The organism is Clostridium cadaveris (genome assembly GCF_020911725.1).
Taxonomy (GTDB): domain Bacteria; phylum Bacillota; class Clostridia; order Clostridiales; family Clostridiaceae; genus Clostridium_X; species Clostridium_X cadaveris.
The window spans coordinates 2,841,663-2,854,694 of sequence record NZ_CP076620.1; the positions used below are offsets into that span (position 1 = coordinate 2,841,663).

Below are 13,032 nucleotides of genomic sequence, written 5' to 3' on the forward strand. Positions count from 1 at the left end.
TATTTTTAACCAATAAAGTTGTAAATATACACTTAATATGTAATCCATTTTATTTCACAAAAAATTACTATGCCTTAATAAGACATAGTAATTTTTTTATATTTTCTATTAAATTCTTGCTCTTCCAGGAATCAAAATCTTGTCTCCAACTTTGATTACGTTAGGATCTTTTATATCATTTACATTTACAAGTTCTTCTATTGTTGTATAATATCTCTTCGCTATACTCCAAAGCGTATCACCTTTTTGAACTACATAAATAGTTATACTTGCTTTTTTACTTGGAGGATTTTCTTCTGATTTATCTAAAGATGTCATAAAGTCTTTTGATTGATTGTAACTAACCTTAGACCATAAATGAACTACAGCTTTAACTGCAATTGTATCAGCTTCTACTATTGCATCGATACTTTCTAAATTAGCTTTTACCTGTCCAATCATATCTATCTTTGTGCCTGCAATGTCTATAGTTGCTGTAAATGGAAGCTCGTCACCAACTGTATATATAGGTTTTTCTTCGTCTTTAGCTCTATAAATAACATTAACTTTAACTATTCCTTCTACAACAACTTTATCTTCAACAAGCTTTTTATCAGTTACAACCACATCCCCCTTGCTCATAATGCATTGGATAGGCATAGGTTTTTCTGATGGAATTTGAATATTCTCTTTAACTATTATATCCATTTCATTCATTCCATGGAGTACGTTAAGATCATAAGTTTCTTTATTTAATTCAATTACATTATTAGGACTGTATGCGTCTTCTATAACGTCATACTGTTCTTTATTCATAAGCTTAACATCAACAGAAGCTTTTACTTCTATTTCTAATATTCTATTTTCTCCTAAGTCATCTTGTTTAATAGAAATGTCTACATCATTTATAGCACAATTGGTTATGCTCTTCATATTTATTCCTATATCTTCTCTGACAACCTCCTTAGACATGTATATATCCTCTTCTGCTAAAACTATATCTTTGCTGTCCATACCTCTATATAGCATTTGTACTTTTGCAAAAGCTGATATGCTAGCCTTTCCTTCATTTAGCACAACTTCACATTTATGAAGATATACATTAGTCTTTAATGCCTTGCCTACTTGTGGCTTATCCATTGAGATTTTCACTGTAGATTTTCCTTCTAGTTCTTCTTCTATAATACCAACCATCTTATCTACTGTAGTTGGTTTCTTAAGCATTTGTATATTGTTAGATGCATCTATATCTCTTATTATGTCTACATTGTAATTTTTATAAACTTCTCCTGAAACATTTAAGATGCCTTCTATTTCTATTTTCCTTTCATTGATTATATTGCAATCTATATGTTCGATTTCACAGTTAACATCTCCATTTAGTCTTCCATCTGCACCTTCTATATCGATGTAATTTGAAAACTTATCATTGTAGTTTAAACTATGAACCCCCATACCTTCATCTTCTTTAGCTAAGTAGAGAATATTGTATTCCAATGTTCCTTCAACATAAATCCTGTCTTGTAGAAGTTCCTTTTCTGTAACAACCGGTTTGACGTCAAGCATTAAAACTTCCTCTATATCAGGATGAGTATCAGGAATCAAATATTCTCCTCTAACTACTGTATCACAAGAACCTTCCCCAAGCATTTGTTCATATTCTATGTTTTCTTTTAAAACTTCTATCTCTGCCATAATATCCCTCCCATAAAATACCTATTTAATATATATATAATTTTCAGTTTATTTATGACACTTTATATAAAAAATAAAAAGAATTTTTTTTGAGGTAATTTTCTATTTTTTATATTTTTTATAAATTATCAATTATTTTGTTGACATTTGCCAAATTATAGCTTATTATAAATTATGGTTATTACATACATAACCTCTCATAAATTCGCAGTACCCTTTTACACCATAGTTGGGAGATGGATTTTTGCCATCTTTCCTTTTTTTATTTTTCGACAAACGACAGTTTTATCTTTATAATTTATATATATACAAAAAGGAATCAGTTTAGAACTGATTCCTTTTTACACTATTTATATAATTCTAATTTAAAAATGCTTTTCTTCTCTATATAATTATGTTGTTTTGTTCCATATCGTTTGTCGATATTCTAACAAAACCATCCATACCTATATACTTTTTATCTTTTACTATGATGTTTTCTTTTTAAGTTTCTCAACTAGTCGGCTTGCTATCCCCCTAGTTACACTAATTTATTTTTGCAATCATTTTTAGTTTCATAATCATATAAGTTTTGTAATGAGTATTCAACCATGTTTGCAACTGCTTCATCTGTATAGAATCCATAATGTGGTGTAACTATTACATTAGGGAAAGACTTTAATGTTAATAGAGTTTCATCTGTTATTATTCTATTTTGATGATTGTGATGGAATATTCCATATTCATATTCATAAACATCTGTGGCAACTCCGCCAATTTTCTTACTCTTAATTCCATCTATCAAAGCTCTTGTGTCCATCAATTGTCCTCTTGAAGTGTTTATTAAAATTACTCCTTCCTTCATCTTAGCTATACTTTCAGCATTTATCATATGATAGTTATCATCCGTTAATGGACAATGTAGAGATATTACATCAGCTTCAGCTAAAACCTCATCTAAAGTCCTATACTCTAAATACTTCATAGCATTTTCATTTGGATATAAATCATATCCTATCATTTTACATCCAAATCCACTGAAAGCTTTAATTGCTGTCTGCCCTATTTTTCCTGTCCCTATAAATCCAATAGTTTTATTTCTTAACTCAAACCCTATTAATCCTTCCAAGGAAAAATCTTGAGCATCTACTCTCCTAAATGCTTGTCTAAAATTTCTTGCTAAGCAAAGAGTAACTCCAACTGCAAATTCTCCAACTGCATTTGGGGAATATGCAGGAACATTAGATACATTAACTCCAAATTCCTTAGCTGCTTCTAAATCTATATTATTAAAGCCTGCAGAACGAGTAGCTAAATATTTTATTCCAAACTTTGAAATGATTTCAATAGCTTTTCTATTTGCTGTACAGTTGCCTAGTATACAAACAGCATCATATCCTTCTGCTAAAGCTGCAGTTGATGGTGCGAAGGATTCCTTTAATATTTTAACTTCATGATTATATTTAACAGAGAATTTTTCAAAACTACTAACCTCATCTGGTCTTACACAGTATGCTAATACTTTCATCAACTTCCACTCCTCTTATAATAATTTCACATTCAATATATAGTCTAGTTGTATTTATGTCAATATTTTAATTTTTTCTCTTTATTCAAATCGTGTTTTATCATATTCTATAAATGCTATATTATCATTCTATAGAAAAATAACCCTGAAAGACAAACTTCTTTTACAAGTTTTCATCTTTCAGGGTTCATTTAATAAACTCTTGTCTTTTATCATAAAGTCTTAAAATAAAAAAGCCCTAAGTCCTTCTTATTAATTTTATTTTACTATCCTGCAAATACTATCTGCACTGTCTTAGTTAGTACGTCAGAATAACTATATGTCACTTTCCTTTGGGTGTCACTGTCTAGTCTAATAACAAATATACTTTGATAAGTACTCTCAAGCACTCCGCTATTAACGAGTATTTTTCTTCTTCCACCATTAGCCTTTAATGTAACTCTTTCGCCTACATGGTTTTCTATGTCTTTTTTAATGGAAGCAAGAGTTTTAAATTTTTCCATATAAACACCCTCTTTCCTCTTTTATATTATACTACTATTACCCCTTTATGTCAATAAACTTATTATTTTACCACTGATAATTGCAATTTGTCAATGTTAAAAAAATGTTAACAAAAGTTTTTTTACTATTTGATTATATTATTAACATTTTTCTTAAATTATATGTATATTTTCAATATTTATTTGTAAACATCTCTAAAGTTTACTATTAAAATTTAATATAACTTCTATATAAAGAAAAAAATCCCCCAAATTATATTTTAGGGGATTTTTCTAGGCATATGGTGATTTAGGATATCCTTCTCTATATTTTCCTCTCGTTTGAAGTCCTCCAACACCCTTAATTCCCGTTATAGTATTTTCTAATATTTCGTGTATAGTCAATACTTTTTCTATATTGGTATAAGCTATCTTTTCACATATAAAAACAGGATCTAGGCAATGAATAAGCACTCTATTAGGGCTTGATGCAAAATTAGCACCAGCATCTAGAATCTTTTCATAACATGACTGACATGCTCCAGCAAAAATTACAAGTTCATCATAACTTGAATTGTAATTCCTTAATTCAGTTACAGCTTCAATAAAAAATTTTGAGTTTCTATAATTGTTTACATCCATATAATCTTTAATATCTTTTGCCATACCATCATGACCTGTTAAAACAACTATATCGGGTTTTACTTCCTTTACTAGTTCTATTACTTTGCTTGGCTGTTCTCGCTCCTTTACAGCAAATCCAACAGCATTTAAAGAAAGTTGCTTGTATACTTTAAGGCAATTATCTAAATAAACAGGATCTCCATCTATATGAAGTATTTTGCCTGGCCTTCCGAAAACAAGATCATTTTTATTTCCATCTGATATAAGTCTGTGAGGGCTCTTATGAGCCCTCTTTCTTTTTACTGGCTCTATGTCCTCACCACCCCCTCTATATGCCACAATCTTTCTTATAGTGTCATTTACGGCATTGTTAAACACTATATCTTTTTCTCCACTATAGTCTGGTTTTACTTCTTCTAAATCATCTATAGGCGAATCTGCAATTATTCTTAAATTTGTCCCTTTTAAAACAAAAACTTCTTTTCCATCTTCATTTACACGTTTATCAATTATTTTAAATGTTATATCCTTTTCATATGATTTTCTAACTACATAATCTCCTATGTCCATAACAAACCTCTTCTCTCAACTATTTCTATATATAATATGCGTTAAATTTTTCTTTGCCACTTGTCATAAATATGTTGTACTTACATAATATAAAAAGCATCACTTTACTATTTTTAGTAAAATACTGCTTTCACTCAAACTTATAAGAATATTCTTCTTCCAGAGATTGCTGCACTGTAATCATAATTCCTAAGTAGATTCATCAATTCTTCGTCATCGCCGTACTTATCATACCATTTCATAATAACTTCGTAAGCTAATCCATAATAAATCAAAGTTCCTATCATAATTGGTTTAGCTGGAACAGGATTTTTAATCGCAACTCCAACTCCTCCACTTATAAGTCCGTATAATATTATTCTTTGTTTTACCCCTTCGCTTCTAATTTTTTCTTTCACATTAAATTCTCTAACCACTTTTTTAACTCTTGTTGGAGTTGGAATTACTATCGCTGTTATCATAAATTACCCCTATTTTAAAATACTATATGTATATTTATATTTCATTTTTATGATATTTAGTATTAATTTAAGGGTGTTGATTTTTTCAACACCCTTAAATTACTCTGATTGATTATATTCTTTTTTAAATTCTTCGATAAAATTCAAGTATTTATCCTGCTCTGCAATAAGTTTTTCAAGCTTATTTATAAAAGTATTTTGTGCCCAGTTGACTTCATTATAATAATATCTATTAGCGAGCCTCCAATACCTTTGAGGGAATAACAAGAATGCAAATATCAATCTATATTCATCTTCTTCTAGTGTACTAACCTCATTGTATGAATCTAAAATAGCTTTAGCATACTCTATGCTCCATCCATTTCTCTTTAAAACCTTCACCATGAAATTATTTATATCGTAACTTCTCACTTCTCTCTTGCAATAATCAAAATCTATAACATTATAATTTTCGTTTTCGTCAATTATTATGTTATGATAAGTGTAATCGTGATGGCAGAAAAGCTTATCTTCATTTGTCCTCATGCATATATCTTCATATTTAGAACTTAAAAGCACATTTTTAGCTCTATTACCAAGATTCTTATAAAACTCCATTGATTTTATATAAGCCAAATCATAACTACTCTTATTATTTTTCTTTCTAGCCATATCCCACATTTTACTTAAAGATTTTACTCTTTTTTCCATAAGATGAGGCCAGCGATCTAAATCACTTTTAAGCTTACTATTTTCAGGAGGTTCATATCCTTTGGAACTTTGGTGAAGATTTGCTAAAGTCTTTGCTGCATTTTTTATCTCTTCAATATTATAGAAATCGCATTCTCTACCTTGAATCCATTGAGATAAAGTATATAAATCTTCATTTACTAAAGCATAAGGTTCCCCCTCAGTATTTAAGTAGTATCTATCTATACTTGAAAACCCATTATTTATCAAATGCTCTTTTGCACCATATACAAATAAAAGCTTTTGGGGTCCATAGTTTATCTTTTTTAAACACATCTCTCCCTTATCAGTTTTCAGATAGTATACTCCTTTATAAGGTTTTATACTTTCTATTTTTATGTTGAATTGTCTCTCTATTTCAAATTCTCTCATCATATTAATCACCCCCTTATAATTTATATGTAGTATTGACTGTATTTATTAACACTTATTAACAGAGTTTAATATAATAAATTATAGTATTATGAAAGGATAAACTTGATGAATATTGGTATTGATGGTAGAGCTGCTTCTTTGTATAGAGGAACAGGTATAGGCACTTATACCTATGAGCTTTTAAATGCTCTCAGCTCCATAGATAATTTTTATAGATATGTAATATTTATGAAAGATAATAATAAATTAGACATCAATTTTAAAAATAATTTTTTTACTAGCTTCTATAATTTCCCCATAGAAAAGAATTTTTGGGATACCATAAGTCACTATCCCTACATCCCTAAAAAAACCATAGATATATATCATAACCCACAAAACGGCATTGGTCTACCTAGGGAAAATGATTGTCCTATAGTCATAACACTTCATGATATAATCCCATTAAAAATGCCAGAAACGGTTAGCGATAAATATTTAAATATATTCTCTCAAAATCTTGAATTCATTTTAAAAAATGCCAATGGAATAATTACAGTTTCTGATTTTTCTAAAGATGACATTGCAAATACCTTAAACTATCCTAAAGACAAAATATTTGTAACACCTTTAGCAAGTCAAAAAATATATGGTCCTATTGATAAAGTCGAAGCTAAAATATTCCTGCAAAAAAAATATAAAATTACAGGTAACTACATTCTTAACGTAGGCGGTTTTAGTCCTCGGAAAAATATACTAGGCTTGTTAGATGCCTTTAGTAAAGTCTTAGATGTATATCATGATGATTTAAAGTTAGTCATTGTAGGTAACCACGGAAAATCATACAGTTTATACAAGGAAAGAGCAGAAAAATTAAATATTTCATCTAAAGTCTTATTTCCAGGTTTCATTCCTGTTGATGATTTAAACTATTTTTACAATGGCGCTGAGACATTTGTATATCCTTCATTCTATGAAGGTTTTGGTCTTCCTCCTATCGAATCAATGTCTTGTGGCACTCCCGTTATATCTTCTAATACAACTTCTCTTCCTGAGGTTGTAGGAGATGCTTCTCTTTCTATAAATCCTTATGATGTAGATGAGATATCTGACGCTATATTAAGGGTACTTATGGACAAAGCTCTTAGAGAAAAACTTATCTTCAAAGGCATCGTAAGAAGCAATAAGCTTAATTGGAATACAACTGCACGCAAAACTATACGAGCTTATAACTCTATAATACAAAATAAAAAAAATGACTAATGGAATATCCATTAGTCATTTTTTTATAGTCGAAAACTCCTTAAGCCTTCTAAGAGCCTCTCTCTTTTATCCTCAAGATTAATATATTTTAACATTTTATCTAAAACAACTTCCTCTTCCCATAAATTCCTTTTCTCATAGTAATCTCTAGCTATTTCAAAGAATTCAGTAGGGAACTTTAAAAATCCATAAATTACTTGAATTTCATTAGACTGCAATGAATTTATGGAATTATAAACGCTCAATATCATCTGTATTCGTGTTAAATCAAAATCTTCATACTTCATTTCCTGATCAACCAAATTGCATAAATCCTTTATCCTTAAATCTATAGTACTTAAATGAAAATTCATTAAATAGGCCTGTAAATTCTCATCAAGCGTTATATTTCCTGCATTAATATCTCCATGACATAAACTTATCTTGTCTCTTTCTCTGCACAAATCTTCGTATGAATAATTTTTTAATATAGCTAATGATTTCTTAATGTTATTCATATAATAATCTACATAATTTAAAAAAACTTTATCCACTTGATTTTTATAAACGTAAACACTTGTCCATTCTTTATACTTCTTTAACTTATCAAAAGCTTCTTCTTCTTGCTCTATAGAAAAAGTCAACGATGAATTTTCCTTTAAAAGCTCATAGTAATCGTTTGATATATAATTTAAGATTCCAAGTGATGCTTTATGCATATTAGCTATAGATTTTACTGAAGCCTTTAAATGATCTATATTCCCCATATCGCACTGTATATTATCCTTTAGCTCAAAGATTATATATTCTCTTCCTTTCCATACTTTAGATATAGATTCATCTTTAGTTTGTAAAGGCTTAATATAAGAATTATAAGTTTTTCCTATATACTCTAAAGCTTTATTTATGAACTCAAGTTTTCCCTCAGAATAATCCATCTGCTTTAAAAGCATCTTGCCTCTGTCAGAAGAAATCAAGTATCCATTCTTTAATGGGACGATGTCAGAAACTTTTAAATCAAAAGCTTCAAATAACCTCACATCTAGGTCATACTCTATCAGGGCTCCTTTATTCGTATATCTTAATTCCACAACTTCACCTCTTTATATCATTATATTTCTGTCATCCTTAACAGCTTTTTGAATTCTGTTGTAGTATTCATCTAATGTCCAAAGTTTTCTATTCTCTCTATATCTATTAAAATTTCTTATAAAATCATAAGGAAATTCTACCATTGTTTTTATAAAATTATAGCTATCTTCATTTAATCCCTCTGCCTCTATACATCTTTTTATTAAATCTTCCGTTAAGAGATCTCTTCTATATTTCTTTAGCTTTATAAGCATCTTAACATAGTCTATTTCTACAAGATCATAGCTACATCTATTCAATGTTGAAACCATAATAGATGAGTTCTGTTTCATAACATTGTATGGAGCAAAGTACCCTATAATTACTTCCTTTCTATTCATGGACCTCCTTATAAGTTTCATAATATTGCTTCTATATATGTCCTTAAAATCAGCTTCGCTATTTTTTAAAATATTGAATCCATCTTTCATAAGCATATCATCTACCTTATTCTTTTTCTCTTTTCCATTAAGTCTAATAAGGTATCTCTGAGTCTTTCTTAAAGAAGTCCTACATTGTTCCACCTGACGTCCTATGGTATTGGGAATTACATCATCAATAAAATCTTCATACCCCATAGCATTTTTATGAAATTCACTTAAACTTTCTATATATTCACTGAGTCTTTCTTCAGTTATATTTTCATTAATATTTATGCTGCTATCTACTATTATATTCTTTTCATTCATATATTCTCTAAACTTCTCATATTTCTCTTCCACAGCTAACCTCCATAATTCAATAATTCTAATTCCTTGGCAAAATCATATCTTGGTTCCATATCCTCAATGATCTTTAAAAGCTTCTTTTCAAAAAAGTCTTCATCCCATTTCTGATTTTCCCAATAATACTGTATTCCTATCTGCCACAATTCCTGTGGAAACATAATAAATCCTGCCATTATAGGAATCTCTTCTTGCTTCACCTTATACTTTAAACTGTAACTTTCAATTATAAACTTTGCTGTGTCAATATCCCACTTTTCATTTTTCATAACTCTTATCATAAGGCTACATAAATCATGGAGATGAGTATCAAGTATACAATAGTCAAAATCAATTATGTGCATGTCATTATTGTTATCAATAAGAATATTATGATGTGCATAATCATGATGGCAAAAACCTTTAAAAGTCATTTCTTTTTCCATAACTTCTTTATATCTACTTCTCTCTAGCATATCAATAGCAGCTCTTCCAATTCGAATACCTTGCTCTATTGAGTTGTAATAGGTATCATCAAAAAACGTTCTTTCTTCTTTTACCTCTATACGTTTTTTAAAGTCTTGAATCTCATCCAACCTTGTATTAAAGGTTTCTACCCATTTCATCCATCCTATTCTTGGTTTCATGGTTTTTTTCACTTCAAATCCTCTACTGCATAAATGAAGTTCACTCAATTTTACAGCTGCCTCTGCCACCTCTATAGGGTTCTCATAATTTGAAACTCTTGCATTTATCCATTTGTTCAAATATGCAAAGCCATCATCTAAAACCACATAAGCCTTTCCTGAAATTGTTTCTATAAAAGGGAGTATTCTATCAAATTCATTGTTTTCAAGATGTTTCATCGCACTTATTATAAAAAGGAAATGTGGAAATTCATACTTTATTTTTTTAAGAGAAAATATCTCATCTGAACTTTGTATTTTATATACGTTTTTCATTTTCTCTATAGAGTCCACCTTTATTCCATATTCTTTCTCAACTAAACTTTTTATTCTGTCCACGTAAATTCCTCCAAATATTCTTCTCTATTTCTTATTATATGAAAATATTACAATCATTGTGATTAATATAATTTATCACCAATTTGCTCCTATAGTAATATTAATAATATATATGGAGTACGTTCAGGAGTGATTTTATGAAAATTGCAATAGATGGCCGCGGTATAAATTGGTATAGAGGTACCGGAATCGGAACTTATACAGAGAATTTAGTTAGAGAACTCATTACTATAGACAAGGAAAATGAATATTTTATATTCTGGTCTGGAGAATATGATAGCAGCTTTTACAAAGAAAACTGCCATCTAATAATGGCATCGAGAAAGCATACTCGTTTCTTTGAACAGCATTATATTCCACACTTTTTAAAAGAAGAAGCTATAGATGTTTATCACGTTCCTCAAAATGGAATAGGATTTAAAAGCTTAAATAATTCAAAAAATGTTGTAACCATTCATGACCTTATACCCTACATTTCCCCTGAAACCGTTGGAAGAGGATATCTTCTAAGATTTCTAAAAGAAATGCCTTTTATAATTCAAGACTCTGATTGTATACTTACAGTATCAAACTGGTCAAAAAAAGATATTTTAAAATACTTTCCAATAGATTCAAATAAAATTTGTGTTACTCCCCTTGCTGCAAATTATAAGTATAAGCCCTTAGATAGAGAACACTGCTTACGCATACTTAATAAAAAATATAATATAGATAAGGACTTCATACTTTATGTTGGCGGATTTAGTCCTAGAAAAAATGTAAAACTTTTAGTAGATGCCTTCATATCATCCTTCAAAAATTTAGATAAAGAGTACTATCTAGTGCTTCCTGGTTCTGTGAAGGACGAAGGTCAAAAACTAATGGAGTATGTAAATATGAGTCCAATAAAGGATAAAATTAAATTTCTTGGTTTCTGTGAAGAAGATATGCTTCCAATATTATACAATGGATGTTCTTTATTCGTTTATCCTTCAACTTATGAAGGCTTTGGTCTTCCTCCTTTAGAAGCAATGTGTTGTGGTGCTCCTGTAATCACATCTAACTTAACATCTATTCCAGAAGTAGTTGGTGATGGTGGTCTTATAATTAATCCAAATCTATACGAATTATGTAATTCTCTTGAAAGAGTTTTGAATACTCCTTTTTTAAGAGAAGAGCTCATTTCTTCATCTTTAAGACAATCTAAGAATTTTTCTTGGACACTTACCGCTGAAAAAACTTTAAAAGCTTATAAAAATTTAACACTCTAAAACAAAAAGTAGTTTTGGATTACCAAAACTACTTTTTTACTTTCATTTTATCTATTTCTTGATATTTTCATTTAGTAGATTATCAATATTTTCTTTTATGCTCTTTATTATATTTTTAAAGTTGTCATCCTTTATTATTCTATAAATATTGTTTTCTATATCTTTTTCTATATTTGATGACTTCAAATTATAAGATGATGAAGAGGAATTCTTTATAATAGTCTCAAAAAACCTATATATCTTTTTGCCACCAAGATCCTCGACCTCACTATCAAAGATCTCATTTTTATATATTGGCTTATAAGCAGGCATTAAATAAAGATTCTTCATAGCCCATAACAGAGTCTCCTTATCTCCTGATAAAAATTTCATAAATTTTGCTGCTAATTCTTTATTTTTACTAGAAGATAATAAAAACATATTTTCTCCAGGTACTATTATAGCTCTATTTCCCCCTGGTTCAAAAGCTGGAACCTTCATGATATCCCAAATCTCAGTATCTAATTTGTCTTTCATTTTGTATAAGTACTGAGGTGTTCCTAAAAAAGCAAAAATTTCACCTTTCTCAGCACCATTTAAAATTTCATCTTCATTTTCGTATACTTTTAACATTCCACGTTTTTCTAAATCTCTTAAGAGATTTATCACTTTTAATGAGTCATCGCTATCCAAAGTTGACTCTAATCTTTCATTTAAATAATCACGATGAAGCTGATTCATGAGAAGATAGTATATAGACATCTGTCCTTTTAATGTAACTCCTAATGATATATTTTGTGAAGAGTTGTGCATATTTAATATATCATTCCAGGTTATTATGTCCTTCCCCTCCATATTTAGATCTTTTAATTTGTCTTTTCTGTAATAAAAAGATACTGGCTCCATATTTATTGGAATCGCCTTTAACTTTTTTTGAGATATAAGCGAAGAAGTTCTATCTCTATCAAACATATCATTATAATCACCAAAATAGCTATTCATAGATTCAAAACTATCTTCATAATTTAAAATCAATTTTTCACTTACAACCCCAGGAAGAATTACTATATCAGCATAGTCATTCCAATCTTGTATCATAGTTTTTTCATCTTGAAAGCTCTCTATATCTTTAATCTCTATATTTACATCTTCATTATTCTTTTTGAAATTGTCAGCCGCTGTCTTCACTAATTGTATGTATTCTCTATACGCCATTACAGTTATAGTTATAATTTTCTTTTCTTCTGTTTCTTTTTTATTCCCGCAAGATGTCATAGAAAACAAGATAACAGCGCTCATA

General features: G+C 29.3%; 12 protein-coding genes. 2 read left to right on the forward strand and 10 right to left on the reverse strand.

Annotation, left to right across the window (positions count from 1 at the left end; genetic code table 11):
• Positions 1-108: 108 nt before the first annotated feature.
• From KQH81_RS13565 to KQH81_RS13590, 6 genes are all read right to left on the reverse strand, one after another.
• Positions 109-1,674, reverse strand: coding sequence for a DUF3794 and LysM peptidoglycan-binding domain-containing protein (locus KQH81_RS13565; protein WP_168972419.1), 1,566 nt, complete (start codon positions 1,672-1,674; stop codon positions 109-111).
• A 520-nt stretch (positions 1,675-2,194) separates the two neighbouring features.
• Positions 2,195-3,181: a D-isomer specific 2-hydroxyacid dehydrogenase family protein gene (locus KQH81_RS13570; RefSeq protein WP_168972418.1), complete on the reverse strand. Its 987-nt coding sequence runs from the start codon at positions 3,179-3,181 to the stop codon at positions 2,195-2,197.
• 266 nt (positions 3,182-3,447) lie between these two features.
• Positions 3,448-3,684: a Veg family protein gene (locus KQH81_RS13575; RefSeq protein ID WP_027638676.1), complete on the reverse strand. Its 237-nt coding sequence runs from the start codon at positions 3,682-3,684 to the stop codon at positions 3,448-3,450.
• Positions 3,685-3,957: 273 nt separating this feature from the next.
• Positions 3,958-4,857: a sporulation peptidase YabG gene (gene yabG / locus KQH81_RS13580; RefSeq protein ID WP_178311355.1), complete on the reverse strand. Its 900-nt coding sequence runs from the start codon at positions 4,855-4,857 to the stop codon at positions 3,958-3,960.
• A gap of 140 nt (positions 4,858-4,997) precedes the next feature.
• Entirely contained in the window at positions 4,998-5,318 is a 321-nt protein-coding gene (locus tag KQH81_RS13585; RefSeq protein ID WP_051196236.1) for a hypothetical protein, read from the reverse strand.
• A 99-nt stretch (positions 5,319-5,417) separates the two neighbouring features.
• The gene (locus KQH81_RS13590) at positions 5,418-6,422 is read right to left on the reverse strand and encodes a CotS family spore coat protein (protein ID WP_027638674.1); all 1,005 of its coding nucleotides are present in this window, start codon (positions 6,420-6,422) and stop codon (positions 5,418-5,420) included.
• A 105-nt stretch (positions 6,423-6,527) separates the two neighbouring features.
• Here KQH81_RS13590 and KQH81_RS13595 point away from each other — a divergent pair, with 105 nt between their 5' ends.
• Positions 6,528-7,664, forward strand: a complete 1,137-nt coding sequence (locus tag KQH81_RS13595; protein ID WP_178311357.1) for a glycosyltransferase family 4 protein — start codon at positions 6,528-6,530, stop codon at positions 7,662-7,664.
• A gap of 23 nt (positions 7,665-7,687) precedes the next feature.
• Here the strand turns inward: KQH81_RS13595 and KQH81_RS13600 are convergent, their stop codons facing one another.
• Genes KQH81_RS13600 through KQH81_RS13610 form a run of 3 tightly spaced genes read right to left on the reverse strand, consistent with a single transcriptional unit; the run spans position 7,688 to position 10,503 of the window.
• Positions 7,688-8,734 carry a CotS family spore coat protein gene (locus KQH81_RS13600; RefSeq protein ID WP_099336014.1) on the reverse strand — a complete coding sequence of 349 codons (1,047 nt, stop codon included), beginning with the start codon at positions 8,732-8,734 and terminating at the stop codon, positions 7,688-7,690.
• A 12-nt stretch (positions 8,735-8,746) separates the two neighbouring features.
• A complete protein-coding gene (locus KQH81_RS13605) occupies positions 8,747-9,496 on the reverse strand; it encodes a protein kinase family protein (protein ID WP_074845340.1) in 750 nt (249 codons plus the stop codon).
• A gap of 2 nt (positions 9,497-9,498) precedes the next feature.
• Positions 9,499-10,503: a CotS family spore coat protein gene (locus KQH81_RS13610; RefSeq protein ID WP_407647301.1), complete on the reverse strand. Its 1,005-nt coding sequence runs from the start codon at positions 10,501-10,503 to the stop codon at positions 9,499-9,501.
• Between the two features lie 137 nt (positions 10,504-10,640).
• Between KQH81_RS13610 and KQH81_RS13615 the strand changes: the two genes are divergently transcribed.
• On the forward strand, positions 10,641-11,753 hold the full coding sequence (locus tag KQH81_RS13615) for a glycosyltransferase family 4 protein (protein WP_027638669.1): 1,113 nt from the start codon (positions 10,641-10,643) through the stop codon (positions 11,751-11,753).
• 51 nt (positions 11,754-11,804) lie between these two features.
• On the opposite strand, the gene KQH81_RS13620 is transcribed toward KQH81_RS13615, so the two are convergent.
• Positions 11,805-13,031 carry an ABC transporter substrate-binding protein gene (locus KQH81_RS13620; protein ID WP_177192668.1) on the reverse strand — a complete coding sequence of 409 codons (1,227 nt, stop codon included), beginning with the start codon at positions 13,029-13,031 and terminating at the stop codon, positions 11,805-11,807.
• Position 13,032 lies beyond the last annotated feature (1 nt).

Coding starts and splice junctions, on each gene's coding strand:
- KQH81_RS13565 (WP_168972419.1), bottom strand. CDS start 1,674: ATGGCAGAGATAGAAGTTTTAAAAGAAAACATAGAATATGAACAAATG.
- KQH81_RS13570 (WP_168972418.1), bottom strand. CDS start 3,181: ATGAAAGTATTAGCATACTGTGTAAGACCAGATGAGGTTAGTAGTTTT.
- KQH81_RS13575 (WP_027638676.1), bottom strand. CDS start 3,684: ATGGAAAAATTTAAAACTCTTGCTTCCATTAAAAAAGACATAGAAAAC.
- yabG (WP_178311355.1), bottom strand. CDS start 4,857: ATGGACATAGGAGATTATGTAGTTAGAAAATCATATGAAAAGGATATA.
- KQH81_RS13585 (WP_051196236.1), bottom strand. CDS start 5,318: ATGATAACAGCGATAGTAATTCCAACTCCAACAAGAGTTAAAAAAGTG.
- KQH81_RS13590 (WP_027638674.1), bottom strand. CDS start 6,422: ATGATGAGAGAATTTGAAATAGAGAGACAATTCAACATAAAAATAGAA.
- KQH81_RS13595 (WP_178311357.1), top strand. CDS start 6,528: ATGAATATTGGTATTGATGGTAGAGCTGCTTCTTTGTATAGAGGAACA.
- KQH81_RS13615 (WP_027638669.1), top strand. CDS start 10,641: ATGAAAATTGCAATAGATGGCCGCGGTATAAATTGGTATAGAGGTACC.
- KQH81_RS13620 (WP_177192668.1), bottom strand. CDS start 13,031: ATGAGCGCTGTTATCTTGTTTTCTATGACATCTTGCGGGAATAAAAAA.